Here is a 24,479-nt window from a genome sequence, read left to right on the forward strand (position 1 = left end):
GCTGGCGCTGTTGCGCAAGATGTTTTTATAATCCTCTGCACTTTATGAAACTTAAGCGAGTGCGCCATGATTGATCCAAAACTCCCCCTTACCGACATTCACCGCCACCTTGATGGCAATATCCGCGCACAAACCATTCTCGACTTAGGTCGTCAGCATAATCTTGCGCTGCCCGCTGAAACGCTTGATGCATTGCGTCCGCATGTGCAGGTCACGGCTAATGAACCGGATCTGGTGAGTTTCCTGCAGAAACTCGACTGGGGCGTGAAAGTGCTGGGCGATCTTGATGCCTGTCGTCGTATCGCGCTGGAAAACGTCGAAGATGCGGCGCGCGCTGGCATTCACTATGCGGAACTGCGCTTCTCACCGGGCTACATGGCGATGACGCATCAACTGCCGATTGCCGGCGTGGTTGAGGCGGTGATTGATGGTGTGCGCGCCGGCATTCAGCAATACGGCGTTGATGTACGCCTGACCGGCATTATGAGCCGCACCTTTGGTGAAGAAGCTTGCCTGCGTGAGCTGGAAGCTTTGCTGGCACATCGCGAGGGCATCACCGCCGTCGATTTGGCCGGTGACGAGCTAGGCTTCCCAGGCAGTGAATTCCTCAGCCACTTTAATCGTGCGCGTGACGCCGGTTTCCGCATTACCGTTCACGCCGGTGAAGCCGCAGGCCCGGAAAGCATCTGGCAAGCGATTCGCGAGCTGGGCGCGGAGCGTATTGGTCACGGCGTGAAGGCGATTGAAGACCGTGCATTGATGGATTTCCTTGCTGAGCAGCGCATTGGGATTGAGTCATGCCTCACTTCGAATATTCAGACCAGCACCGTTTCGTCGCTGAGCAGCCATCCGCTGAAAACCTTCCTGCAGCACGGCATTCTCGCCACCATTAACACCGACGACCCGGCGGTTCAGGGCGTTGAGCTGGCCCATGAGTATGAAGTGGCGGCACCGCAAGCGGGATTGACGGCAGAAGAGATGCGTCAGGCACAGGATAATGGTGTAACCATCGCGTTCCTGAGTGATGCAGAGAAAGCCGCGCTGCGCGCGCGCGTAGCGGGATAAAAAAAGGTGCGCATAACGCGCACCTTAGATCGTAGGGTCGCCATTCCTGGCGATCTTTTAACAGAATTAACGCAACGACAGGGTCTGACGCTTCTCGGCGGACTGCAAGCCCAGCTCGATCAACTCCATCACCTGAATCGCCTCTTCTGCCTGCACCGGATTCGCACCTGTGCCCGCAATCGCATCACGGATACCTGCGTAGTACGCCGGATAGTTACCTGGCAAGGTCAACAGCTCTTTCTCCACCATCACATCGCCTTCCGCCAGGGTCAGCGTGCCGTTGCGCATGTCGTAGCCCCAATCTTCCTGCGGCGGACGTTCACCCGCTTTCAGACGATCTTCCTGCGGATCCAGCCCGTATTTCACGTAGCTGCCGCGCGTGCCGTGCACCACAAAGCGCGCGGATTCCGCCGCCACCAGCATGCTGGCATGCAGCACCACGCGACGCGTAGGATAGGTCAACACCGCATGGAAGTAATCGGTGGTTTGCGCGCCCGGACGCAGCTCTGCCATATCGACATTGATCGCGACCGGCGTGCCAAACAGCTGCAAAGCCTGATCCAGCACGTGCGGTCCGAGATCGAACCAAATGCCGCTGCCCGCGCCTTTCATTTCACGCCAGCGCTGACGCACTTCCGGACGGAAACGGTCAAAGTGGGATTCGAAGTAACGCACTTCGCCCAGCGTACCGTCGTTCAGCAGGGATTTCAGCGTCAGGAAATCGCTGTCCCAACGGCGGTTATGGAACACCGACAGCAGCAGACCTTTGGCTTTGGCCAGCGCATCCAGCTCACGTGCTTGTGACAACGTCACGGTAAACGGCTTATCGACCACCACGTGTTTACCGGCGTTGAGTGCCGCTTTGGCTAATGGGAAGTGGGTGTCATTCGGGGTCGGAATAACAATCAGTTGCAGTGTCGGGTCGTCCAGCAGCGCTTGTGGATCGGAAACCACCTGCACTGACGGCCAGTCAGCATGCACTTTGCTGGCATCGCTGCTTGAGATCGCCGCCAGCTCAACCTCCGGCGTACCGGCGATCAAGGGCGCATGAAAGGTTTTGCTGGCAAAACCGTAGCCGATTAGGCCGACACGTAATTTATCGCTCATTCTCATTCCTCTTGTTCGTTACCAGACTGATTTAAGACGAATCAATCTATAAGAACAAGGCGGAATCACCTGAAAACTCAGGAAATAGCACTCCGTGCGGATTGCCAGCTCTCGTGCGCCACCAAAGCATCCTGCGCATCCTGGCTGCGGCGGCGGAAGTCGCTGGGGCTGACGCCAACGCGTTTGCGGAACACGCGTGAGAAGTAAAGTTGGTCATCGTAGCCCACTTCACGCCCGACGGAAGCGATCGGTTCCTGAGTGGTTTGCAGCAGCAGTTTGGCGCGGATCACCCGCTGATCTTCGCGCCAGCGCAGCAGATTAATGCCCATTTGCTCGCGGAACAGATGCGCCAGCCGTGACGGCGACAGGCAAACATGGCGCGCCACTTCTTCAATCTTCACTTCACCCGCCAGATGATTGGTGACGTACTGGCAAGCTTCAATCACGCGCGGATCGCGGATCTGTTGATGGCTACGCGGATCCTCTTCCACCGCGCGCAGTAGCAAGCGCTCCAGCAGATTCATCGCCAGCTCTTCGGCGAAGCGACGACCGGAGTTGTGGGTTTGCTCGATGCTGGCGAACAGGCGATCAAACTCGGCACGCTGCGCTTCTGACAAATGCAAGCGCCCCACGCCCTGGCTCTCATCCTGCCACTGCAACCAATCAGTCCAGTAAGCGCGCGGGCGGAAATAGACCCAGCGATGGAACCAGCACGGGCTGTCTGGCGCGCGGCCATAATAGTGCGGGGTTTTCGGTTGAAACAGCAGCAGATCGCCCGGCTCGCAGTCGAAGGCAGATTCGCCATCAAACACGCGCCCCTGACCTTTAATGGTCAGATTAAGGATGTAGCCTTTCATGCCGTGCGGACGATCGATAAAGAAATCGAGTGCGTCATTGGCATTAATCGGCGTTAAGCCTGCCACCAGCCAGGCATTGAACGCATAGCCCGGCAATAAGGGATTCTGCTGCTCACTTGGGGGTTCGCGATGGTACATAATGCCCTCACTTTTCCGTTTCGCGGCGCTGAGCGTGCCCACTTTCCGGCACGCTCAGCCTGGGTTATCAGGCGGCTTTACTTTTCTGTTTGTAGCGGTCAAAAATCACCGCCGCTAACAGTATCAAACCGCGCACTACATACTGTGAGAATGGCGAGATATTCAATAAATTCATCGCATTCTCAACCGTGCCCAGAATCAGCACGCCCGCCACCACATAGGAAATTTTGCCGATGCCGCCTTTCAGCGAGACGCCGCCCAGCACGCAAGCTGAAATCACAATCAGCTCGTATCCGAGCGAGGTCATAGGCTGGCCGCTGGTCATGCGCGACGCCAGAATGATGCCCGCCGCCGCCGACACTAAACCGGACAGAATGAAGATAATGATGCGCGTGCGTACCACCGGCACGCCGGCCAGACGCGCTGCTTCTTCATTGCCGCCAATCGCCAGCGTGTTGCGACCAAAGGTGGTTTTGTTCAGCAGGAAACCGAACAGCACCATGGTAGCGATGGTGAGCCAAATCGGTGCCGGCACGCCGAGCCAGTTGGCGTAGCCGAGGGTAAAGAAGCGCTCGTCTTCAATCCCCACCGCTTTGCCGTCAGAAAAGATGTAAGCCAGGCCGCGCACAATCTGCATGGTGGCCAGCGTGGTGATCAGGGCGTTGATTTTCAGCCGCGCAATGACGAAGCCGTTGATAAAACCGGTGGCCATGCCGAGCAGCAATCCGGCTGCCACGCCAATCCACAGGCTTTCGGTCATGTTGATCACCACCGCGGTGACCACACCGGCGCAGGCGATCACCGACGCCACGGACAGGTCAAAGTCGCCGGAAGCCAGGCAGAACAGCATGCCGCACGCCACCATGCCGGACATCGACATCGCCAGCCCGAGCCCTTTCATGTTGATGATAGAACCAAAGTTCGGCACGAAAATGGCACAAACGATAAACAGCAGTGCGAACACCACCAGCATGCCGAAGTTGTCCCAAATCCGCCCCAGCTGCAGCCCGTTGCGCTGCACCGGTGGCGTGTTGGAAGTGGTAGATGAAGCCATTATTGCTCTCCTTTACATCAGGCCACGGCGGCCGCTTGAGTGGTTTTCGGCATCGCCAGGCTCAGCGTCAGCTGCTCTGTGGCCGTGTCATGGGACAGTTCACCGGCAATGGAACCTTCACGCATCACCAGAATGCGGTCAGCTAATCCCATCACTTCCGGCAGATCGCTGGAGGCAAACAGCACCGCAATCCCCTTTTTCGCCAGTTGATAAATCAGGTTGTAGATTTCGTGTTTGGCACCGACGTCAATGCCGCGCGTCGGCTCATCGAGCAGGATCACGTTCATCTCTTCCGACAGCCAGCGGCCCAGAATCGCCTTCTGCTGGTTGCCTCCGGAAAGATTCATGATCAGCTGCTGCGGGCCTGGCGTTTTGATGTTGAGTGAACGAATGTGGATATCGGCGTTTTTCGCTTCCCAGCTCGGTTTGATCAGGCAACCAGCGGTGAGATTGTGGCGACGCGCGCTGATGTTGATGTTATCGCGCACCGAATGCACCGGAATGATGCCTTCAGATTTGCGATCTTCCGGGCACAGCATGATGCCGGCGCGGATGGCGTCGATCGGCTGGCGAATGTTGAGCTTTTTACCATCCAGCGTCACGCTGCCGCCGCGCAATTTAGTGGCACCGAACAGCCCTTTCATCAGTTCACTGCGTCCCGCGCCCACTAAACCAAACAGGCCAACGATTTCACCGGCACGCACCGTCAACGAAATCGGCGTGCGCACGCCCTTTGCCTCCACCGCGTCCAGCTGCAGACGCACCGGGCCCAGTTCACGCGGCGCGTAACCATAAATATCCCCCAGATTGCGCCCCACCATCGCCTGCACCAAATCATCGTGATGGGTGTTTTTCATGTCGGTGAAGGTGCGCACGTAGCGGCCATCTTTAAACACGGTGATGGCATCGCTCAGGGCAAAAATCTCCTCCATGCGATGCGACACGTACAACACGGTACGGCCCTGCTCGCGTAGCTGACGGATGACGCGGAACAAGTGATCAATTTCGCGCGCCGACAGCGAGCTGGTCGGTTCGTCAAAAGCGATGATGCGCGCGTTACGCGCCAGCGCTTTGGCGATCTCCACCATCTGCCATTGGCCGAGTGACAGGTATTTCAGCGGCATGTCCGGATCGATATCCATGCCAAGATTTTGCAGCTGCAAACCGGCTTCATAGCGCAGCAGTTTGCGATTCACCAGACCGCGCTTGTGCGGCAGCTGGCCGAGATAGATATTTTCCGCCACGCTCATTTCCGGCACCAGATGCAGTTCCTGGTAAATGATCGCCACGCCGGCATCCAGCGCATCCACGGTGGTGTTGAAACTCTTCGGCTGGCCTTTAATGCGGATCTCGCCGCCGCTGGGCTGGTAGCTGCCGCTGAGGATCTTCAACAGCGTCGATTTACCGGCACCGTTCTCCCCCATCAGCGCGTGCACTTCGCCGGAACGGCAGCTGAATGAGATGTCCTGCAGCGCTTTCACGCCGGGAAAGGTTTTGCTGATGCCATGAAACGACAGAAAGGCTTGATCAGTGTTCATGGTGACTCCTCTAAGCCTTCATGCTTCGCACTGTAACTGCGTTGGCTGCGTGAACTTACCCCGGTCACTTACAAAAGTAAGCTCCCGGGGATAAGTGCACTTGCCGCCTTGTTACAGCACGAATCATTTTGGCTAAACATTTAGATGGTGCTGCTCAAACAACGAACAACGTGATTACTTCAGCCCTTTCTTATCCAGCTCGGCTTTGAAGTTATCGCGGGTAATCAGCACCACATCGGTGACCTCGGTGAACTTCGGCGGCTCCTGATCTTTGGTCACCCAGTTGTAGAGCATCTCGCTGCTCTTATAACCGTGCACGTCCGGGCTTGGCAGCAGCGAACCGTAGAAACCGGTGGCGGATCCTTTCGACAGCTCACTCACCGCATCAACACCGTTAATGCCGATACCGATCACATCGGGCGCTTTAAAGCCCTGACCTTCGGTGGCGCGAACGCCGCCCAGCACGGTGTTATCGTTCATGCCGAGAATCAGCCAGTGTTTCACTTCCGGATGCTGCACCAGCAGCGAGTTACCGGCGTCAAAGGCGCCTGGGATATCATTGGATTTGGTTGGCACCTGATAGATCTGCTTCTCCGGGAAACCGGCGGCTTTCAGCGCGTCCATCGAACCGCTGGTGCGACGGCGTGCGGTGTCGAGTTCGTTGGCGGTGATGGCCATCACGCCGGTCTCTTTCACATCCCAACCGCGTTTCTGCATCTCTTTATACAGTTCCTGCCCCTGACGCTCGCCAATCTTGGTTGCCGCCATCATCACCAATGGCACGGTATCCATCGGCTTGCCTTTGGCGGTCACGAACTGGTCATCGACGGCAATCACTTTCAGACCGTAACCGCGCGCTTTGGCGACAATCGCGGAGCCGAGTTTTGGATCTGGCGTACAGATGACGAAGCCTTTCGCGCCGCTGGCGGCCAGGCTGTCGATGGCGTTAAGGGTTTTCTCACCATCGGGCACGGCAATTTTGATCACTTCAAAGCCGAGATCCTTGCCGGCTTTATCCGCGAATTTCCATTCGGTCTGGAACCAGGGTTCCTCCGGTTGTTTAACGAGGAAACCGAGTTTCATGGTCTCGGCGATAGCGGATTGTGACATAACCGCAGCGAGACCTAGCGCCGCCAGCGTTTTAGTGAATTTATGCATGATGCTCTCCGGCATAATGTTGTTTTAGGCTGTTATTAACCAATCGGTGTAAACGCTACCAATCAAATCATTCTGTGGGGTACAGCTAAAAATCAGCGCGTTAGCGCAAAGGTTGTACAAAGGCTGCGCAAACGCTGGGCTAGTTGTAGCGGGAATGGACAGGAAAAATGTAGAGCGGTATCACATCCCAAAACGATGACAAAATCCTCCATATATTCAGCAAATTTAACCGGTCATTAACTTTTGCAGTGGATCACACATCCCCGCCGATGGCAGAAAAGTGCATATTCTCAGCGACTGATGACTAACCGCTTCTGCTGCCCCATTCCAGGATAGAGCCAGATAACTCACACAGGAGAATCCCAATGGGTGCTGGCACCATAACAATTGGGCTGGATTTTGGCAGTGACTCGGTGCGTGCGCTGGCCGTGGACTGTCACAGTGGTAAAGAGCTGGAAAAAGCGGTGGTCAACTATGCACGCTGGGCCAACGGCGAATTTTGCGATGCGCACGCCAACCGCTTTCGTCACCATCCGCAGGACTATATCGATGCGTTAGAGCAGGCGATTGTCACCGTGGTTAACGCCTTAACGCCTGAACAGCGCGCCGCCGTAGTGGGGATTGGCGTGGATTCCACCGGCTCGACGCCTGCGCCCATCGATCGTGATGGCAACGTGCTGGCGCTGCGCCCGGAATTCGCCACCAACCCCAACGCGATGTTCGTGCTGTGGAAAGATCACACCGCGATTGAAGAAGCCGAAGAGATCAATCAGCTGTGTCGTAGCGGTCGTTTCAACGATTACACTCGCTATATTGGCGGCGTCTATTCGTCGGAGTGGTTCTGGGCCAAGATACTGCACGTGTCACGCGCCGATGCTGCGGTACGTGAAGCGGCAGTGTCTTGGGTGGAACTGTGCGATTGGGTGCCCGCGCTCCTCAGCGGCACTACCGCACCCGCGCAGCTGCGTCGTGGACGCTGTGCCGCCGGGCACAAATCACTGTGGCATCCGGAGTGGCAAGGTTTGCCGCCGGCTGACTTCTTCCGCGCGCTCGATCCTCTGCTGGTCGAGCAGCTTGATTCCCCCTTGTTCGCAGACACCTGGACCGCCGATGTGCCGGTGGGCACGCTCAGCAGCGAATGGGCGCAGCGCCTCGGCTTATCGCAACAGGTGATTCTTTCGGGCGGCGCGTTTGACTGCCACATGGGCGCGGTTGGTGCCGGTGCGCAGCCTTATACGCTGGTGAAAGTGATTGGCACCTCAACCTGCGACATTCTGATTGCCGACAGCGACACCGTTGGCGACCGCGCCATCAAAGGCATCTGCGGCCAGGTAGATGGCAGCGTAGTGCCGGGCGCGATTGGCTGCGAAGCCGGTCAGTCAGCGTTTGGCGATATTTATGCCTGGTTCAGCCGCCTGCTCGGCTGGCCACTGCAGCAGGCGGCGCAGCACCATCCGGAGCTGCAACCGCAGTTAGCCGCGCTGCAAAAAGATCTGATCCGCAATCTCACCGAAGCCTGGGCGGCCAATCCGCAACTCGATCATCTGCCGGTGGTGCTCGACTGGTTCAACGGCCGCCGCACGCCAGACGCCAATCAGCGCTTGAAAGGTGTGATCACCGATCTCAATCTCGGCACCGATGCGCCCGCGCTGTTTGGTGGCCTGATCGCCGCCACCGCGTTTGGCGCACGCGCCATTATGGAGTGTTTCGAACAGCAGCAGATTCCGGTGCAGAGCATCCTGACGCTCGGCGGCATCGCCCGTAAATCCCCCGCCATCATGCAGGCGTGCTGCGACGTCATGAACCGTCCGCTGGATATCGTCGCCTCTGACGAATGCTGTGCGCTCGGTGCGGCCATTTTTGCCGCCGTGGCCGCGGGCGTGTATGCCAATGTGCCTGCCGCCCAGCAGGTAATGGCCAGTCCGATTGATGTGACGCTGCAACCCAACGCCGCGCGCGTGGTGGTTTATCAGCAACTTTATCAACGTTATCAAAACTGGTGCCAGGCTGCTGAACCGCAGTACGCCGCGCGCACCGCATCCGCTCAGTAAAGGAGAGATTTAATGGAACAGCACAACGCACGACAGGTGTGGTTTGTTATTGGTACGCAGCACCTTTACGGCGCGGAAACCTTGCGTCAGGTGGAACAGCACGCCCGCCAGGTGATGGACGGATTGAATCAGGCCGGCACCTTGCCGGTGTCGCTGGTGCTGAAGCCGCTGGTGAAATCACCAGACGAAGCGCTGGCATTGTGCCGCGACGCTAACCACGATAATCAGTGTGTCGGCATCATTACCTGGCTGCACACCTTCTCGCCGGCCAAGATGTGGATTGGAGGCCTGAGCATCCTGAATAAGCCGCTGCTGCAATTCCATACCCAGTTCAACGCGGAGATTCCGTGGGACAGCATGGATATGGACTTTATGAACCTTAACCAAACCGCGCACGGCGGTCGCGAGTTCGGCTTTATCGGCGCGCGCATGGGTTTGCAGCACAGCGTGGTTACCGGTCACTGGCAGGATAAAGCCAGCCAGCAGCGCATCGGACGCTGGATCAATGCCGCGCTGGCAAAACAGGCCAGCCAGCAGCTGAAAGTGGCGCGCTTCGGCGACAACATGCGCGAAGTGGCGGTGACCGAAGGCGATAAAGTCGCGGCGCAGATTCAGTTTGGTTACTCCGTGAATGGCTGGGGCGTGGGCGATTTGGTCGAGGTGGTGAATAGCGTCAGCGATGGCGACGTCAACGCGCTGATCGATGAATACGAAAGCCAATATCGCTTCACCGATGCCGCCGCCGTCAACGGCGATAAACGTCAAAACGTACTGGATGCGGCACGCATTGAGCTGGGTCTGAAACGTTTCCTCGAAGCCGAGGGCTGCAAAGCCTTTACCACCAACTTCCAGACTTTGCACGGCATGACGCAACTGCCCGGTTTGGCGGTGCAGCGCTTGATGGGCCAGGGCTATGGATTTGCCGGTGAAGGCGACTGGAAAACCGCCGCGCTGCTGCACATTCTCAAGATCCAGGCAGGCACACGCGCGGGCGGTACTTCCTTTATGGAGGATTACACCTATCACTTCTCACCGGGCAATGATTTGGTGCTGGGCTCGCACATGCTGGAAGTGTGCCCGTCCATCGCCAAAGAGGAGAAGCCGCTGATTGATGTGCAGTTCCTCGGCATTGGCGACAAAGCCGATCCGGCGCGCATGATCTTCTCCACGCCGGCCGGACGCGCGGTGAATGCCAGCGTCATCGATCTGGGCGATCGTTTCCGTTTGCTGGTGAATGTGGTGGATGCGATCGAACAGCCCAAACCGCTGCCAAAATTGCCGGTGGCCCGTGCGCTGTGGCGTGCCCAGCCGTCGCTGGCCACCGCATCAGAAGCCTGGATTCTGGCCGGCGGCGCGCACCACACGGTGTTCAGCCAGGCGCTGGATCTGGATGATATGTATCTGTACGGCGAGCTGAATGGCATTGAAGTGCTGGTGATTGATGAGGAGACGCGCTTACCGGCATTTAAAGATGCGCTGCGCTGGAATGAGGCGTATTACCGCCTGGCACGTTGATTTCGTCCTCTGCGATATTCCCCTCATCCTAACCTTCTCCCGCAAGCGGGAGAAGGAACCGTTTTATAAACGCTGTCACTCCGAACTCAACGTCTGCTTTTGCTTCAGGAAAGAGTGCTGCTTATCGCTGCACCGGCGGCTCCCTCTCCCGCAAGCGGGAGAAGGAACCTTTTTATAAACGCTGTCACTCCGAACTCAACGTATGCTTTTGCTTCAGGGAAGAGTGCTGCTTATCGCTGCACCGGCGGCTCCCTCTCCCGCGCGCGGGAGAGGGTTGGGGTGAGGGAAAGGCGGGTGAAGAAGTTAGGAGGTCAAACGCTTAACAGGTGCGTTCTGCTGGCGATCCCACATCACGGTGAGCAGGCGTTGCAGCGCGATAAATGCAAACAGCAGAATGCCGATGGCGATCTTGGTCCACCATGAACTCAAGGTGCCGTCGAAGTTAATCCACGTCTGAATCAATCCCTGAATCAACACGCCAAACAGCGTGCCCAACACCGTGCCCACGCCGCCGGACAACAAGGTGCCGCCAATCACCACCGAGGCAATCGCGTCCAGTTCCACACCCAATCCCGCTAGCGCATAGCCTGCCGAGGTATAAATGGAGAACACAATGCCCGCTAATGTCGCCAGCGTGGTCGACAGCATATAAATCCTGATGGTGGTCGCGCGCGTTGACACGCCCATCAACTGCGCCGAAGTCAGGCTGCCGCCAATCGCATACACCTGATTACCAAAGCGCGTTCGGTGCGCCAGAATAATCCCGCCGAGTACCACCACCAGCATAATCAGCGCCAGCAAACTCAGGCGTCCGCCGCCGGGGATCTTCCACGCCAGACTCGACAGCGTGGTATAGAGCGGATGATCGATAGGAATCGAGTTCTCCGACACCAGATAGCTGCAGCCGCGCAGGAAAAACATCCCCGCCAGCGTAATGATAAACGCCGGGATTTTCAGCGCATCGATCAGCCAGCCCATCATCGCGCCAAATAGCGCGCCCATCGCCAGCACCAGCGCAAACGCCAGAAGCGGATCGAGATGATAATCACCAATCACCCGCGCGAGGAACACGCCGCTGAAGGCAATCACCGCGCCCACCGACAGATCAATGCCGCCGGACAAAATCACGAACGTCATCCCCACGGCGATAATGCCGAGGAAAGCGTTATCGGTGAGGATATTGCAGATCACGCGCGTTGAAGCGAAGCCGGGAAATTGGCTCAGGCAAAACAGATAACCCGCCACAAACACCAGCAGCGTGATCATCAAGGGCAGATGACGTTTCATCATTTCGGGCGTCTCCGTTTCAACATGGCAATAAAGCGTGGCGACTGCAGCAGCAATACGCACATCACCACCACCGCTTTCACCACCTGATTGAGTTCAGGCTGGAAGCCGGACAGCAAAATACCGGTATTCATCGATTGAATGATCAACGCGCCAATCAGTGACAGCACCAGATTGAAGCGCCCGCCCATCAGCGAGGCTCCGCCAATCACCACCGCCAGAATGGCATCCAGCTCCAGCCACAAACCGGCATTATTGGCATCGGCACCGCGAATATCCGCAGCGACGATCATGCCCGCCACCGCCGCGCACATGCCGCTAATCACATAGGTCGACATCACCACCAGCCAGCCATTCACACCGGCATTGCGCGCCGCGCGCAGGTTGATACCGACCGCTTCGATAAACAGTCCGAGCGCGGTTTTGCGCGTCAGCAGCCACACCACGAGCGCCACCAGCAGCGTAATCCATACCGGCACCGGCAGCAGCCACAGCGAACCGCTACCAAACCACGCCAGGCTATCGCTGTTGAAGGTAACGATTTGGCCCTGTGTAATCAGCTGCGCCACGCCGCGTCCCGCCACCATCAAAATCAAAGTGGCGACAAACGGCTGAATTTTTAGTAGCGCCACCAAAATGCCATTCCATAAACCGCAGGCCAGGCCGGTACCGAGCGTCGCCAGAATGATGAACGGCAAACTGTGCCCCGCCACCGTCAAGGTCGCCGCCGTTGCGCCGGCAATCGCCATCACCGCGCCCACCGACAGATCGATGCCGCCGGTGGCAATCACCAGCGTCATGCCAATCGCCAGCAGCGCCACCGGCGCGGCGCGATTGAGGATATCAATCGGGCTGCCGAACAAACGGCCATCCTGAATGTGAATGGCAAAAAAGTTATTCGCCACCAGGCTATCCACCAGCAGCACCAGAATCAGCGCCACAATCTGCGGCATGCCAGGCGGCAGCTTCGGCTTACGCCGTTCGGGTTTGTCATGTGTCATAGGGGATTCAAGCATGTTGTGCTCCTCCATCGGCGATGGCGTTGACGATCGCGGCCACCGACAGCTGCTCAAGCGGGATTTCGGCCACCTGCTTCAAATCGCGCATGATCAACACGCGATCGGCATAGCCCACCAGTTCTTCGAGTTCAGAGGAGATAACCAGTAGCGCCAATCCGTCGGCGCACAGGGTTTCAATTAAGCGAATGATTTCGGCGTGCGCACCGACATCGATGCCGCGCGTTGGCTCGTCGAGGATCAGAAATTGCGGTTTGGTCACCAGCCAGCGCGACAGCAGCACCTTCTGCTGATTGCCGCCGGACAACAGCTCAACCGGCTGATCGGCATGCGGCGTGCGAATGCCGAGGCTCTTGATAAAGCGTTCGGCGATCTCCTGCTGCTCACGACGCTTGATCGGTCGCAGCCAGCCGCGCTGCGCCTGCAGCGCCAGAATGATATTTTCGCGCACCGACGCGCCACCAATGATGCCGTCGGTTTTACGATCTTCCGGACAGAAACCCATACCGAGGCGCGAAGCCTTTGCGGGCGTGCGGATGTTCTGCACTTTGCCCTTGATGGTCGCGGTGCCGCGATCGGCTCGGCGAATGCCAAACAGCACTTCGGCGGTTTCGGTACGGCCTGAACCGAGCAGTCCGGCCAGTCCCACCACTTCACCCGGACGCACCTGCAGGTTGAACGGTTCAATGGTGCCCTTCTTGCCGTAATTTTCAAACGACACCACCGGCTGATTGCTGCGCAGCGTGCTGCCCTGACGCTGCAAAGCGGTTTCCAGCAGCTCGCGTCCCAGCATCAGCTTGATCAGATCAATCTGCGGCAGTGTGGCGGTATCGCGCGTGGCAATAAACTGGCCGTTACGCAGCACGGTGATGCGATCGGTAATGCGGTAAACCTGGTCGAGAAAATGGGTAACAAAAATCAGGCTCATCCCTTTGGCTTTTAGCTGCGCCATCAGGGTAAACAGCATTTCGACTTCATTGGCATCGAGGCTGGCGGTCGGTTCATCAAGGATCAGCACCTGCGCGGAGAGATCGACCGCGCGGCAAATCGCAATGATCTGCTGCATCGCCACCGAGTAATGCCCCAGCGGACGCGTTACGTCGAGTACAAAGCCGTAGTTGCGCATCAGCGCATCGGCGTCGCGCACCATGCGCTTGCGATCAATCATGCCGAAGCGACGCGGCTCGCGGCCAATGTACAAATTATCCGCCACCGACATATTCGGCAGCAGATTCACTTCCTGATAAACCGTGCCAATGCCCATCTCCTGTGCATCAGCGGTGTTATGCGGCGTAATCGCCTTGCCGTTCAGGGTTACCGTGCCGGCATCACGGGTATACACGCCGGTCAGAACTTTAATCAGCGTGGATTTGCCCGCGCCGTTTTCGCCCAGCAACGCCATGATCTCGCCCTTACGGATGCTGAACGAGACATTATCCAGCGCCTTCACGCCGGGAAAGCCTTTGCTGACGCCGCTAATGGTCAGCAGTGCGGTTTCATCGGAGGTGCTCATCAGGTTCTCCCTCGCCTTACGTCATCATAAACCGCCCCGAAGGGCGGTTGCGGGGATCAGTAACCCATGCCTTTTTTGGTATCGAGCTGCGCCTGTGCGGAGTCCGGCAGATACAGTTTCGATTCTGTTTTGATGATTTTCGGCGGCATCGTGCCGTCTTTCTTGAATTTCTCCAGCGCGTCGAATGCCGGACCGGCCATATTAGGGGTCAGCTCCACGTTGGCATTGGCTTCACCGGCCAGCATCGCTTTATAGATATCGGGCACGCCATCAATCGAACCGGTCAGGATATCTTTGCCTGGCTTGAGGCCAGCTTCTTTAATCGCCTGAATCGCACCGATCGCCATATCATCGTTATGCGCGTAAACCATGCAGATGTTCTTGCCGTTGTTTTCCGCCTTGATAAAGCTCTCCATCACCTCTTTACCTTTACTGCGGGTAAAGTCACCGGACTGCGAGCGAATCACTTTGATATTGTCGTGGCCGGCGATGGCTTCGGCGAAGCCTTTCTTACGGTCAATCGCCACGCTGGCGCCGACGGTGCCTTGCAGCTCGACGACGTTACATTTTTTGTCCGCGACCGTTTTCACCAGCCAGTCGCCAATCAACTTGCCTTCCAGCACGTTGTCCGCAGTGACCACCGCCATGTACAGCGATTTGTCTTTCACCACGATGGCGCGATCGAGTAAGAACACCGGGATTTTGGCGTCTTTGGCTTCTTCCAGCACGGGTTCCCATCCCGTTTGCACCACCGGCGCAATGAAGATGGCATCAACGCCCTGCGCGATGAACGAGCGCACCGCTTTAATTTGGTTCTCTTGTTTCTGCTGGCCATCGGCGATTTTCAGCGTGATACCGCGCTTTTGCGCTTCACTTTTTGCCACATTGGTTTCTGCTGAACGCCAGCCAGATTCCGAGCCAACCTGTGAGAAGCCCACCGTCATATCAGCAGCCAACACCGACGTACTCAGTGCCGAGCTCACCATGGCGGTCAAGAGTAAACGTTTCCACATAATTTCATTCCTCTGAAGGGAGTGTGTTGTAGGGGTACAAAACGCGAATTAAGCCTGGCTGAAAAGCGCGTAAACAAGCGCGACATACTTCACAAATCAGAGTGAATTAAAGGAGTTACGTGAACAGGCAATGCTTTATAGATCGTGGCATTATGGACAAAATGCCTGCTAATTATTGCGGAGGGCGTTAAATAAATGTAATAAACAGAATCGGTTATGCTTCTCACTTCTGGAAACGATTACAGCGGGCGCGTAAAGAATGGTTATTGTCTGCCGCGACAATCAATTATTGGTTTTGTGACTGCTCGCACAGAATGTGAGTGCCGGTTTCACGGCGTGTGCATTAATTTGCTGACCAGAGCGGAATAAACAGCGGATTCATTCGCAGCACGATCGCAAATACCTATTATAGAGACGGAGAAATAACGGCTTTCCAATAATGCGCTAATAGCGTGAGATTTTCTCACAAGTCCGCTAAATACCGGCCTGAATTTGCCTTAAATCGTACTTTATATGCGCGTTTAAAACGCGTAAAAGGCAAAAAAGTGTCGTTTCATGAGCGAATTAGCGCATGTTGTCTGAATTTTGTATTTTTTTATAAGTCGCGTATGGACTCTCGCCGCGTGCTCCCTATACTTGGGCACTTCCAAGTACTTTATATTTAAATGGCAATCATGACTGCATTAGATTACCTGCTGAAATTCCGCAAAGTGAATAATCTCGATAGTCTGGAAAAACTCTACGACCATCTGAATTATTCGCTGACTGATGATAAAGAGATCATCAATATGTATCGCGCCGCCGACCATCGACGTGCTGAACTGGTCTCTGGCGGACGTCTGTTCGATATGGGCCGCGTGCCGAAAACCGTCTGGCGTTACGTGATCTAATTGATTTATCCCCTCTCTATCTGCGCTCTTGCGTTGTCCAGGTCGGGCGTGCCCCGTTTGGACATGATACGCTCTGCATCGCCCTCTTCTCTGCAAACAGGATCTTGTCGATGACCCAACTGGTGAACCCGCCACGTATTGCTGGCTGGCTACTGCTGCCGCTGGCGTGGCTGATCATGACCATGCTGACCAGTGCGCTGGTGGTGGCGATGTATCTGAGTCCGCTGTTTAAACCCGAATTACGCACGACGCTGTTCTCACACGGCGGCACTTTGCTGACGCAATGGTCGATCTCGCTGCTGACTGCTGCGGTGGTATGGGCGTATAGCATTTGGGTGTGCTGGATTTTCTGTAAACGTTCGCGTCGCTTACCGCGCCATTACATTCTGTGGCTGCTGATGACCATCTTGCTGGCGTTAAAAACCTTTGCCTTCACGCCGGTGGCCGATGGCAAAGCGATTCAGACTTTACTGCTGTCGCTGCTGGCGGCTGCGGTGTTTGTGCCCTATTTCAAACGCTCTCAGCGCGTAAAACAGACGTTTATCCAGCCATAATGACGTGAGTTTCGTCAGCAATTTAATTCTGAGTGCTCTCAATGCTCACACAAACCCGTTGAAGGTTGAGATGCACCTCTCAATTCCGGATAATAGACGCCTTTCGGCTTCCCAGGTTAAAAAATGACCGATTACTTACTTCTCTTTGTTGGCACGGTGCTGGTGAACAACTTTGTGTTGGTCAAATTCCTCGGCCTTTGCCCATTTATGGGCGTGTCAAAAAAACTGGAAACGGCCATTGGCATGGGACTTGCCACCACTTTCGTGATCACGCTGGCGGCGATCTGCGCCTGGCTGGTGAATCACCTGATTCTGGTGCCGCTTGATCTGGTCTATCTGCGCACCCTCGCCTATATCCTGGTGATTGCTGTTGTGGTGCAGTTCACCGAAATGGTGGTGCGTAAAACCAGTCCGTCGCTCTATCGCCTGCTGGGTATCTTCCTGCCGCTGATCACCACCAACTGTGCGGTGCTGGGCGTGCCATTATTGAGCGTTAACCTCAATCACACCTTCCTGCAGGCGGCGCTGTATGGCTTCAGTGCGTCACTCGGCTTCTCGCTGGTGATGGTGCTGTTCGCCGGCATGCGCGAGCGTCTGGTACTGGCGAATGTTCCCGCGCCGTTTAAAGGTAACTCGATTGCGCTGATCACCGCAGGTCTGATGGCGCTGGCCTTTATGGGCTTTACCGGGCTGGTGAAATTCTAATGACCGCGATTTGGATTGCGATTATCGCGCTGGCTGCATTGGGCCTGGTGTTTGGTGCCCTGCTGGGTTACGCCTCACGTCGATTCGAGGTGGAAGAAGATCCGATTGTTGAGCAGATCGATGAGATTTTGCCGCAGAGCCAGTGTGGTCAGTGCGGCTATCCCGGCTGCCGCCCGTATGCCGATGCGGTGGGTAACAACGGTGAAGCGATCAATAAGTGCGCGCCCGGCGGCGAGCAGACCATGCTCAAGCTGGCCGCGCTGCTCAACGTTGAACCGCAACCGCTCGACGGCGGCGCAGACGTGCTGGAGCCGATACGTACTGTGGCCTGGATCGATGAAGAGAATTGCATCGGCTGCACCAAATGTATTCAGGCTTGCCCGGTGGACGCCATCGTGGGTGCCACGCGCGCCATGCACACCGTGCTGAGCGATGTCTGCACCGGCTGCGATCTCTGCGTTGCGCCTTGCCCGACCGACTGCATTGAGATGCGCCCGGTTGCCACCACCACGGCCAACTGGAAGTGGAATCTCGACACCATTCCTGTACGGGTGATCCCGGTAGAAACCCATGCTTAATTTGTTAAACCTGTTCCGCAAAGAGAAGTTGTGGGATTTTCAGGGCGGCATTCATCCGCCTGAGATGAAAACACAGTCCAACGGTACGCCGCTGAGCCAGTTACCCCTGCCTGAGCGCTTTATCATTCCGTTAAAACAGCATATCGGCCATGAAGGCGAGATTTGCGTGGCGCCCGGCGACAAAGTGCTGCGCGGCCAGCCGCTGACCTTTGGCGGCGGACGCATGCTGCCGGTGCACGCGCCAACGTCCGGCACCATCGAAGAGATTGCGCCACACATGACGGCGCACCCTTCTGGCCTCTCCGAGCTCTGCATTTTCCTGCGTGCCGACGGCGAAGATCGCTGGACCACGCTCGATCCGCAGCCCGATTACCGCGCCCTGTCGCGTGAAGAAGCGGTAAAACGCATTCACAATGCCGGCATCGCCGGATTAGGCGGCGCGGGCTTCCCGACCGCCACCAAACTGCGCGGCGGCCTGCGCGGCGTAAAAACCCTGATCATCAACGCCGCCGAGTGCGAGCCGTACATCACTGCCGATGACCGTTTAATGCAGGATTGTGCTGCCGAAGTGTTGGAAGGCTGCCGCATTCTGGCGTGGGTGTTGCAGGCGGAACGCGTGCTGATCGGCATAGAGGATAACAAACCGGAAGCCATTGCCGCGCTGAAACAGGCATTAGGCGGCGATCGTGAATTGCAGATTCGCGTGATTCCGACCAAGTATCCGTCTGGCGGCGCGAAACAGCTGACGCAGATTCTCACCGGCCTCGAAGTGCCACACGGCGGACGTTCCACCGATATCGGTGTGCTGATGCAAAACGTCGGCACCGCGTGGGCGGTAAAACGCGCCATCGTAGACGGCGAACCGCTCACCGAACGCGTGGTGACGCTGACCGGCGCAGCGCTGGCGCGCCCGCGCAACGTCTGGGGACGGCTCGGTACGCCGATCAGCCACCTGCTGCAGCATGCCGGTTTTACGCCGGGATCGCGCCAGATGGTGATCATGGGCGGTCCGCTAATGGGCTTTACCCTGCCGTCGCTGAACGTGCCGCTGGTGAAAATCTCCAACTGTATTCTGGCGCCGTCGGCCAGCGAAATGGGCAACGATCAGCAAGAGCAATCCTGTATCCGCTGCAGCGCCTGCGCGGATGCCTGCCCAGCGAAATTGCTGCCGCAGCAGCTGTTCTGGTACAGCCAGGGCGGCGATCACGAAAAAGCACGCGCGCACAATATTGATGACTGCATTGAGTGCGGCGCCTGCGCTTACGTCTGCCCGAGTAACATTCCGCTGGTGCAATATTATCGTCAGGAAAAAGCCGAACTGCGCGCCATCGATCTCGAAGCGAAACGTACCGCCGAAGCGAAAGCGCGTTTTGAAGCGCGTCTGGCACGTCTCGAACGCGAAAAACAGGCGCGTGAAGCGCGTCATGAACAGGCTAAACAGCGCGTGGCGCGTAGCGATCAGGGTGAACTCGACGCCGCCGTGGCACGCGTGAAAGCGCGTCAGGAAAAAACGCCGGAGCAGGATGCTGCGGAACGCGAAGCGCGTCATGCACAAGCCTTAGCGCAGCAGGCCGAGAAGCAAGCTGAAACGCAGGCGCTGAGTCGTCAGTCCGGAGATCCGCGTAAAGCGGCGGTGGAAGCGGCAATTGCCCGTGCGAAAGCGAAGAAAGCGGGCGCACCGGCGGCTGACGTCGCGCTTGCCGAGCCGCCAGCTGATGCGCCTGCGGCAGAAGTCGATCCGCGTAAAGCGGCGGTGGAAGCCGCGATTGCGCGTGCGAAGGCGAAAAAAGCTGCCGCTGCGGCAGAACCAGCACCCGCTGAGCCGCCAGCCGTCGCGCCTACTGCTGAAGTCGATCCGCGCAAGGCCGCCGTTGAAGCGGCGATTGCGCGCGCCAAAGCCAAAAAAGCCGCCGCTTCCGCACAACCCGCTGCACCGGCACCCGCCGAGCCGTCAGCTGATGCACCTGCTGCTGAAGTTGACCCGCGCAAAGCCGCCGTTGAAGCGGCGATTGCGCGCGCCAAAGCGAAGAAAGCCGCGGCTGCCGCGCAGCAGGCTGAAGCCACATCTCCTAAAGTGGAGGCTGCTGCCTCTCCTGACTCCGCCGACCCACGCAAAGCGGCGATTGCCGCTGCGGTCGCCCGTGCCAAAGCGCGTAAAGCGCAGCAGCAGCCTTCGACGACTGAGGATTAAATGGCTTTTCGTATTGCAAGTTCTCCCTATACCCACAACCGCCGCAGCACCGGCAATATCATGCTGCTGGTGGTGTTTGCCGCGCTGCCGGGCATGGCCGCACAATGGTATTTCTTTGGCGTCGGTTTCTTAATTCAGGTTTTGCTGGCCACCGCCACCGCGTGGGCCACCGAAGGGGCGATTCTGCGCCTGCGTAAAACGCCGGTGTTGCCGACTTTATCCGATAACTCTGCCCTGCTCACCGCGTTGCTGCTGGGCATCAGCCTGCCGCCGCTCGCGCCGTGGTGGTTGGTGGTGTTAGGTACCATTTTCGCCATCGTCATCGCCAAACAGCTGTACGGCGGTTTGGGGCAAAACCCGTTTAACCCGGCAATGGTCGGTTACGTGGTGCTGCTGATCTCCTTCCCGGTGCAGATGACCAGCTGGCTGCCGCCCGATAGCCTGCAGGCGATCAAACCCGGCCTGCTGGATTCGCTCAGTATGATCTTCACCCACCATACGCTGGCCGGTGAAACCATGCAGCAGCTGCAGCTCGGCGTTGATGGCGTCAGCCAGGCGACACCGCTCGATACCTTTAAAACCGGCCTGCGTGCTGGGCACAGCGCCGAACAGCTGCTTGCGGAGCCGATTTATAGTGGCGTGTTAGCCGGTGTTGGCTGGCAGTGGGTTAACCTCGGTTATCTGCTGGGCGGCGCGCTGCTGCTGGCAAAGAATGCTATCCGCTGGCACATTCCGGTCAGTTTCCTCGTCTCGCTGGCGTTCTGCGCCACGCTGGGCTGGGTGTTCTCGCCGGAGTCGCTTAACTCACCGCTGATTCACCTGTTCTCCGGTGCCACCATGCTCGGCGCGTTCTTTATTGCTACCGATCCGGTGACCGCCTCCACCACCAATCGCGGCCGCCTGGTTTATGGCGCGCTGATTGGTTTGCTGGTGTGGCTGATTCGCAGCTTTGGCGGCTATCCGGACGGCGTCGCCTTCGCGGTATTGCTGGCCAATATTTGTGTGCCGCTGATTGATTACTACACTCAGCCGCGCGTTTACGGCCATCGCAAGGATTGAAGATGATCGAAGCTATTCGTAAAAATGCGGTGACGCTGGCGGCCTTTGCGGTGATCACCACCGGCGTGACGGCGGTGGTTAACTATGTCACCAAGCCGACGGTGGAGCATCAGACCGCGCTGCAACAGAAAAATCTGTTAGATCAGGTGGTACCGACCGATCTGTACGACAATCACATCCAGCAAGAGTGTTATCTGGTGACCGATGCGCTGGCGCTGGGCAATGATCGCCCGCACCATCTCTATTTAGCGCGTAAAGGCGATCAGCCGGTGGCCGCCGCGCTTGAGACCACCGCGCCAGACGGCTATTCTGGGGCGATTCAGATGCTGGTCGGTGCCGATTTCCACGGCAAAGTGCTGGGCGTGCGCGTGGTTGAGCACCATGAAACGCCGGGCCTCGGCGATAAAATCGAACTGCGTATTTCAGACTGGATTAACAGCTTCAATGGCAAAGTGATCCACGGCGCGGATGACAAAAATTTTGCGGTGAAAAAAGACGGCGGTGAATTCGACCAATTTACCGGCGCAACCATTACGCCACGCGCGGTGGTCAACGCCACCAAGCGCACCGCGCTGCTGATTGAAACACTGCCAGCGAAGCTTGCTTCGCTGCCTGAATGTGGAGATGCAAATGAGTGAAGCCAAAAATTTACTGGTCGGCGGCCTGTGGAAAAATAACTCCGCGCTGGTGCAGCTGCTCGGTCTCTGTCCGCTGCTGGCGGTGACCTCAACCGCGACCAACGCTCTCGGTTTAGGCCTGGCGACCACGCTGGTGCTGACCATCACCAACAGCGCAATTTCCGCCTCGCGTCGTTGGGTGCCGGCCGAAATCCGTATTCCGATTTACGTGATGATCATCGCTTCAGTGGTGAGCTGCGTGCAGATGCTGATCAACGCCTATGCGTACGGTTTGTATCAGTCGCTCGGCATCTTTATCCCGCTGATCGTCACCAACTGCATTGTGGTGGGTCGCGCCGAAGCGGTCGCCTCAAAGAGCAGCATTCCGCTTTCGGCGCTGGACGGTTTTGCCATCGGCATGGGCGCAACCTGCGCGATGGTGACGCTGGGATCGATTCGTGAACTGATTGGCAGCGGCACGCTGTTCAACGGGGCGGATCAGCTGCTGGGGCCGTGGGCCAAAGCGCTGCGTATTGAAGTGGTGCACTTTGATTCGCCGATGCTGCTGGCGATGCTGCCACCGGGCGCGTTTATCGGCCTTGGCATGCTGCTGGCGGCAAAATACCTGATCGATCAGAAGATGAAACAGCGTGCGGCCACCCGTGCAGCAGCGCCTGAAGCGGAGCCGCAAGGCGCAACCGGGAAAGCGGTGTGAATAAAGAGAAACGCGCGCAGATCCTGACGCGCCTGCGTGATGAGAATCCGCATCCGACCACAGAACTGAACTTCAGCACGCCGTTTGAGTTGTTGATTGCGGTATTACTCTCCGCGCAAGCCACCGACGTCAGCGTCAACAAAGCTACCGCGAAGCTCTATCCGGTGGCGAATACCCCGGCAACGATGCTGGCGCTGGGTGTGGATGGCGTGAAGGAGTACATCAAAACTATCGGCCTGTTTAACAGCAAGGCGGAGAACGTCATCAAGACCTGCCGCATTCTGCTGGAACAGCACGGTGGCGAAGTGCCGGAAGATCGTGCGGCGCTGGAAGCGCTGCCGGGCGTCGGGCGTAAAACCGCCAACGTGGTATTGAATACCGCTTTCGGCTGGCCGACCATCGCCGTTGATACCCATATTTTCCGCGTCAGCAATCGCACCCGCTTTGCGCCGGGCAAGAATGTGGAAGAAGTGGAAGATAAGCTGCTGAAAGTGGTGCCGGCGGCGTTTAAAGTCGATTGCCATCACTGGCTGATTCTGCACGGTCGCTATACCTGCGTGGCGCGCAAACCGCGTTGCGGATCCTGTCTGATCGAAGATCTGTGTGAATTCGACGCCAAAACCGAACTCTGAATCGCGGACTCTGACACATTTGCTGCGTCACGGCAAATGTGCCCTTTTCAACTGCGCGCACTAAAGCTTCATAGCGGGCCCCGGCCAGCGCACTCGCTGCTGGCTTAACTGACACGCATTACGCCATAGACAAGCTGCGTATTTAACCTGCGGCGGCCTGCAACCAGTCGACCACCAGCGGCGACAGCCGGTTTTGTAACGCTGCCCGCTCGGACTGGAACAAGGTGGCGACAAAGAACGGGTGATCGGTCAATTCAATGCCGCGCACGTCGCCTTCCAAATCCCATGACGTGATCTGCAGATTCTGCGTCGCCAGCGCTGCGCTGAACTCGGCGTTGACGCCAAAGTTGCAGTGGTAACCCTCATCGCTCTGTAACGCACCGTAAGCCCGAGCAATACGTGAACCCGGCTGGAAGGTCACGCTGCCACGCTGTTCCACCAGCGAACAGGCCAGTGGCGCAATCACCCAGCGACCGCTGGGATCGGTTTCCGCATGCACCGCATCTTCCCAGCCCAGCACATTGCGCGCGTACTCAACGATGGCGTACTGAAATCCGCCGCACGAGCCCAAAAATGGCTTACCGCTTTCCCGCGCCCAGCGAAGGGTGGCAAACACGCCCGCATCATTGAGATAAGGACTGCCCGGAACCAGCCAAATCGCCTGGTAATCATTGAGGTTGTGCTGATTGAGTTCCGGCGTGGCGATCCAGTCGGCGCTGACGTTGAGTGAAAGGGTTTTTGCAGCGAGTTGTACAGCGGGAGGAATGGCCTGATGCGCAACGGCATCAGCACGGTAATCGCCAATCAGGGCGACACGAATCGACTTCATCATGACTACGTCCTTTAAGGGAAAAAAGGAGGTTACAGCAAAGTTAATCCGCTGTCTAAACGCCTTTTAAACGCCGATTTGTGCGGCTTTCGTTTCCACGCATTGCGCTTATAGACGCCTGTTTATCTGCCAAATAAGGTGTCAGACCGCGCTAATCTTCGCCAGATGTCAGCTACGCAAACGTTTTCTTCTTTTACCCTGATAATTAATTCGTGGTTTTGTGCGCAGGATCAACTAATTAGCGTTCTGGAATCTTTTGACTGCTTATTACGCTCACCAATCAAGCTGTTGTGCTTATATTGTGCACAACGGCAATAATAATCTCTGTATAAATTATGGTCTTCAGCGTTATGTTCTGATAAATCCGCTATGAGCAGTTTATATCAGGAAAATGATC

22 protein-coding genes are annotated in these 24,479 nt (G+C 57.2%); 12 read left to right on the forward strand and 10 right to left on the reverse strand.

Annotation, left to right across the window (positions count from 1 at the left end):
• Positions 1 to 66: 66 nt before the first annotated feature.
• The gene (add, locus tag KVT28_RS03225; RefSeq protein WP_101764511.1) at positions 67 to 1,065 is read left to right on the forward strand and encodes an adenosine deaminase; all 999 of its coding nucleotides are present in this window, start codon (positions 67 to 69) and stop codon (positions 1,063 to 1,065) included.
• A gap of 66 nt (positions 1,066 to 1,131) precedes the next feature.
• On the opposite strand, the gene KVT28_RS03230 is transcribed toward add, so the two are convergent.
• The 5 genes from KVT28_RS03230 to KVT28_RS03250 form a co-directional block, all read right to left on the reverse strand.
• Positions 1,132 to 2,172: an oxidoreductase gene (locus KVT28_RS03230; protein ID WP_101764512.1), complete on the reverse strand. Its 1,041-nt coding sequence runs from the start codon at positions 2,170 to 2,172 to the stop codon at positions 1,132 to 1,134.
• A gap of 77 nt (positions 2,173 to 2,249) precedes the next feature.
• Positions 2,250 to 3,167 (reverse strand): arabinose operon transcriptional regulator AraC, encoded by a 918-nt coding sequence (gene araC, locus KVT28_RS03235; RefSeq protein WP_101764513.1) that lies wholly within the window; start codon positions 3,165 to 3,167, stop codon positions 2,250 to 2,252.
• Between the two features lie 67 nt (positions 3,168 to 3,234).
• Positions 3,235 to 4,221 carry an L-arabinose ABC transporter permease AraH gene (araH, locus tag KVT28_RS03240; RefSeq protein WP_008110235.1) on the reverse strand — a complete coding sequence of 329 codons (987 nt, stop codon included), beginning with the start codon at positions 4,219 to 4,221 and terminating at the stop codon, positions 3,235 to 3,237.
• A 17-nt stretch (positions 4,222 to 4,238) separates the two neighbouring features.
• The gene (gene araG / locus KVT28_RS03245; protein WP_101764514.1) at positions 4,239 to 5,759 is read right to left on the reverse strand and encodes an L-arabinose ABC transporter ATP-binding protein AraG; all 1,521 of its coding nucleotides are present in this window, start codon (positions 5,757 to 5,759) and stop codon (positions 4,239 to 4,241) included.
• 174 nt (positions 5,760 to 5,933) lie between these two features.
• Complete coding sequence (locus KVT28_RS03250; RefSeq protein ID WP_101764515.1) at positions 5,934 to 6,917, reverse strand: arabinose ABC transporter substrate-binding protein; 984 nt, start codon at positions 6,915 to 6,917, stop codon at positions 5,934 to 5,936.
• Positions 6,918 to 7,282: 365 nt separating this feature from the next.
• Here KVT28_RS03250 and KVT28_RS03255 point away from each other — a divergent pair, with 365 nt between their 5' ends.
• Entirely contained in the window at positions 7,283 to 8,968 is a 1,686-nt protein-coding gene (locus KVT28_RS03255) for a ribulokinase (RefSeq protein WP_110866057.1), read from the forward strand.
• A gap of 12 nt (positions 8,969 to 8,980) precedes the next feature.
• Entirely contained in the window at positions 8,981 to 10,483 is a 1,503-nt protein-coding gene (gene araA, locus KVT28_RS03260; RefSeq protein WP_101764517.1) for an L-arabinose isomerase, read from the forward strand.
• 303 nt (positions 10,484 to 10,786) lie between these two features.
• On the opposite strand, the gene yjfF is transcribed toward araA, so the two are convergent.
• The 4 genes from yjfF to ytfQ are packed head-to-tail and all read right to left on the reverse strand — an operon-like array spanning position 10,787 to position 15,312.
• Positions 10,787 to 11,773 carry a galactofuranose ABC transporter, permease protein YjfF gene (gene yjfF, locus KVT28_RS03265; RefSeq protein ID WP_101764518.1) on the reverse strand — a complete coding sequence of 329 codons (987 nt, stop codon included), beginning with the start codon at positions 11,771 to 11,773 and terminating at the stop codon, positions 10,787 to 10,789.
• Positions 11,770 to 12,786 (reverse strand): galactofuranose ABC transporter, ATP-binding protein YtfT, encoded by a 1,017-nt coding sequence (gene ytfT, locus KVT28_RS03270; protein WP_101764519.1) that lies wholly within the window; start codon positions 12,784 to 12,786, stop codon positions 11,770 to 11,772. Before ytfT ends, yjfF begins: the two co-directional genes overlap by 4 nt.
• Positions 12,779 to 14,299 carry a sugar ABC transporter ATP-binding protein gene (locus KVT28_RS03275; protein ID WP_217546775.1) on the reverse strand — a complete coding sequence of 507 codons (1,521 nt, stop codon included), beginning with the start codon at positions 14,297 to 14,299 and terminating at the stop codon, positions 12,779 to 12,781. The genes ytfT and KVT28_RS03275 overlap by 8 nt, the downstream gene beginning before the upstream one ends.
• A gap of 56 nt (positions 14,300 to 14,355) precedes the next feature.
• Positions 14,356 to 15,312 (reverse strand): galactofuranose ABC transporter, galactofuranose-binding protein YtfQ, encoded by a 957-nt coding sequence (ytfQ, locus tag KVT28_RS03280; protein WP_008110249.1) that lies wholly within the window; start codon positions 15,310 to 15,312, stop codon positions 14,356 to 14,358.
• A 674-nt stretch (positions 15,313 to 15,986) separates the two neighbouring features.
• On the opposite strand from ytfQ, the gene ydgT reads away from it, so the two are divergent.
• The 9 genes from ydgT to nth all read left to right on the forward strand — a co-directional run bounded on the left by ydgT (position 15,987) and on the right by nth (position 23,253).
• The gene (gene ydgT, locus KVT28_RS03285) at positions 15,987 to 16,202 is read left to right on the forward strand and encodes a transcription modulator YdgT (protein WP_167391211.1); all 216 of its coding nucleotides are present in this window, start codon (positions 15,987 to 15,989) and stop codon (positions 16,200 to 16,202) included.
• Positions 16,203 to 16,312: 110 nt separating this feature from the next.
• Positions 16,313 to 16,756: a DUF2569 domain-containing protein gene (locus KVT28_RS03290; RefSeq protein WP_101764523.1), complete on the forward strand. Its 444-nt coding sequence runs from the start codon at positions 16,313 to 16,315 to the stop codon at positions 16,754 to 16,756.
• 123 nt (positions 16,757 to 16,879) lie between these two features.
• Positions 16,880 to 17,461 (forward strand): electron transport complex subunit RsxA, encoded by a 582-nt coding sequence (gene rsxA / locus KVT28_RS03295; protein ID WP_101764524.1) that lies wholly within the window; start codon positions 16,880 to 16,882, stop codon positions 17,459 to 17,461.
• Entirely contained in the window at positions 17,461 to 18,039 is a 579-nt protein-coding gene (gene rsxB, locus KVT28_RS03300) for an electron transport complex subunit RsxB (protein WP_110866053.1), read from the forward strand. Before rsxA ends, rsxB begins: the two co-directional genes overlap by 1 nt.
• Complete coding sequence (gene rsxC, locus KVT28_RS03305) at positions 18,032 to 20,230, forward strand: electron transport complex subunit RsxC (protein WP_217546777.1); 2,199 nt, start codon at positions 18,032 to 18,034, stop codon at positions 20,228 to 20,230. The genes rsxB and rsxC overlap by 8 nt, the downstream gene beginning before the upstream one ends.
• Positions 20,231 to 21,289 carry an electron transport complex subunit RsxD gene (rsxD, locus tag KVT28_RS03310; protein WP_110866051.1) on the forward strand — a complete coding sequence of 353 codons (1,059 nt, stop codon included), beginning with the start codon at positions 20,231 to 20,233 and terminating at the stop codon, positions 21,287 to 21,289.
• 2 nt (positions 21,290 to 21,291) lie between these two features.
• Positions 21,292 to 21,927, forward strand: a complete 636-nt coding sequence (gene rsxG, locus KVT28_RS03315; RefSeq protein ID WP_101764528.1) for an electron transport complex subunit RsxG — start codon at positions 21,292 to 21,294, stop codon at positions 21,925 to 21,927.
• Positions 21,920 to 22,621, forward strand: coding sequence for an electron transport complex subunit E (locus KVT28_RS03320; protein WP_008110261.1), 702 nt, complete (start codon positions 21,920 to 21,922; stop codon positions 22,619 to 22,621). Before rsxG ends, KVT28_RS03320 begins: the two co-directional genes overlap by 8 nt.
• Entirely contained in the window at positions 22,618 to 23,253 is a 636-nt protein-coding gene (gene nth / locus KVT28_RS03325; protein WP_101764529.1) for an endonuclease III, read from the forward strand. Before KVT28_RS03320 ends, nth begins: the two co-directional genes overlap by 4 nt.
• Before the next feature lie 142 nt (positions 23,254 to 23,395).
• Here nth and KVT28_RS03330 read toward each other — a convergent pair whose 3' ends face one another.
• Positions 23,396 to 24,085 (reverse strand): CTP synthase, encoded by a 690-nt coding sequence (locus tag KVT28_RS03330; protein ID WP_217546780.1) that lies wholly within the window; start codon positions 24,083 to 24,085, stop codon positions 23,396 to 23,398.
• Between the last annotated feature and the right edge of the window lie 394 nt (positions 24,086 to 24,479).

Source organism: Pantoea sp. GbtcB22 (assembly GCF_019091025.1).
GTDB lineage: Bacteria > Pseudomonadota > Gammaproteobacteria > Enterobacterales > Enterobacteriaceae > Pantoea > Pantoea leporis.

Excerpts from the sequence above, each read along its gene's own strand:
- add (WP_101764511.1), top strand. The coding sequence starts at position 67 with ATGATTGATCCAAAACTCCCCCTTACCGACATTCACCGCCACCTTGAT.
- KVT28_RS03230 (WP_101764512.1), bottom strand. The coding sequence starts at position 2,172 with ATGAGCGATAAATTACGTGTCGGCCTAATCGGCTACGGTTTTGCCAGC.
- araC (WP_101764513.1), bottom strand. The coding sequence starts at position 3,167 with ATGTACCATCGCGAACCCCCAAGTGAGCAGCAGAATCCCTTATTGCCG.
- araH (WP_008110235.1), bottom strand. The coding sequence starts at position 4,221 with ATGGCTTCATCTACCACTTCCAACACGCCACCGGTGCAGCGCAACGGG.
- araG (WP_101764514.1), bottom strand. The coding sequence starts at position 5,759 with ATGAACACTGATCAAGCCTTTCTGTCGTTTCATGGCATCAGCAAAACC.
- KVT28_RS03250 (WP_101764515.1), bottom strand. The coding sequence starts at position 6,917 with ATGCATAAATTCACTAAAACGCTGGCGGCGCTAGGTCTCGCTGCGGTT.
- KVT28_RS03255 (WP_110866057.1), top strand. The coding sequence starts at position 7,283 with ATGGGTGCTGGCACCATAACAATTGGGCTGGATTTTGGCAGTGACTCG.
- araA (WP_101764517.1), top strand. The coding sequence starts at position 8,981 with ATGGAACAGCACAACGCACGACAGGTGTGGTTTGTTATTGGTACGCAG.
- yjfF (WP_101764518.1), bottom strand. The coding sequence starts at position 11,773 with ATGATGAAACGTCATCTGCCCTTGATGATCACGCTGCTGGTGTTTGTG.
- ytfT (WP_101764519.1), bottom strand. The coding sequence starts at position 12,786 with ATGCTTGAATCCCCTATGACACATGACAAACCCGAACGGCGTAAGCCG.
- KVT28_RS03275 (WP_217546775.1), bottom strand. The coding sequence starts at position 14,299 with ATGAGCACCTCCGATGAAACCGCACTGCTGACCATTAGCGGCGTCAGC.
- ytfQ (WP_008110249.1), bottom strand. The coding sequence starts at position 15,312 with ATGTGGAAACGTTTACTCTTGACCGCCATGGTGAGCTCGGCACTGAGT.
- ydgT (WP_167391211.1), top strand. The coding sequence starts at position 15,987 with ATGACTGCATTAGATTACCTGCTGAAATTCCGCAAAGTGAATAATCTC.
- KVT28_RS03290 (WP_101764523.1), top strand. The coding sequence starts at position 16,313 with ATGACCCAACTGGTGAACCCGCCACGTATTGCTGGCTGGCTACTGCTG.
- rsxA (WP_101764524.1), top strand. The coding sequence starts at position 16,880 with ATGACCGATTACTTACTTCTCTTTGTTGGCACGGTGCTGGTGAACAAC.
- rsxB (WP_110866053.1), top strand. The coding sequence starts at position 17,461 with ATGACCGCGATTTGGATTGCGATTATCGCGCTGGCTGCATTGGGCCTG.
- rsxC (WP_217546777.1), top strand. The coding sequence starts at position 18,032 with ATGCTTAATTTGTTAAACCTGTTCCGCAAAGAGAAGTTGTGGGATTTT.
- rsxD (WP_110866051.1), top strand. The coding sequence starts at position 20,231 with ATGGCTTTTCGTATTGCAAGTTCTCCCTATACCCACAACCGCCGCAGC.
- rsxG (WP_101764528.1), top strand. The coding sequence starts at position 21,292 with ATGATCGAAGCTATTCGTAAAAATGCGGTGACGCTGGCGGCCTTTGCG.
- KVT28_RS03320 (WP_008110261.1), top strand. The coding sequence starts at position 21,920 with ATGAGTGAAGCCAAAAATTTACTGGTCGGCGGCCTGTGGAAAAATAAC.
- KVT28_RS03330 (WP_217546780.1), bottom strand. The coding sequence starts at position 24,085 with ATGATGAAGTCGATTCGTGTCGCCCTGATTGGCGATTACCGTGCTGAT.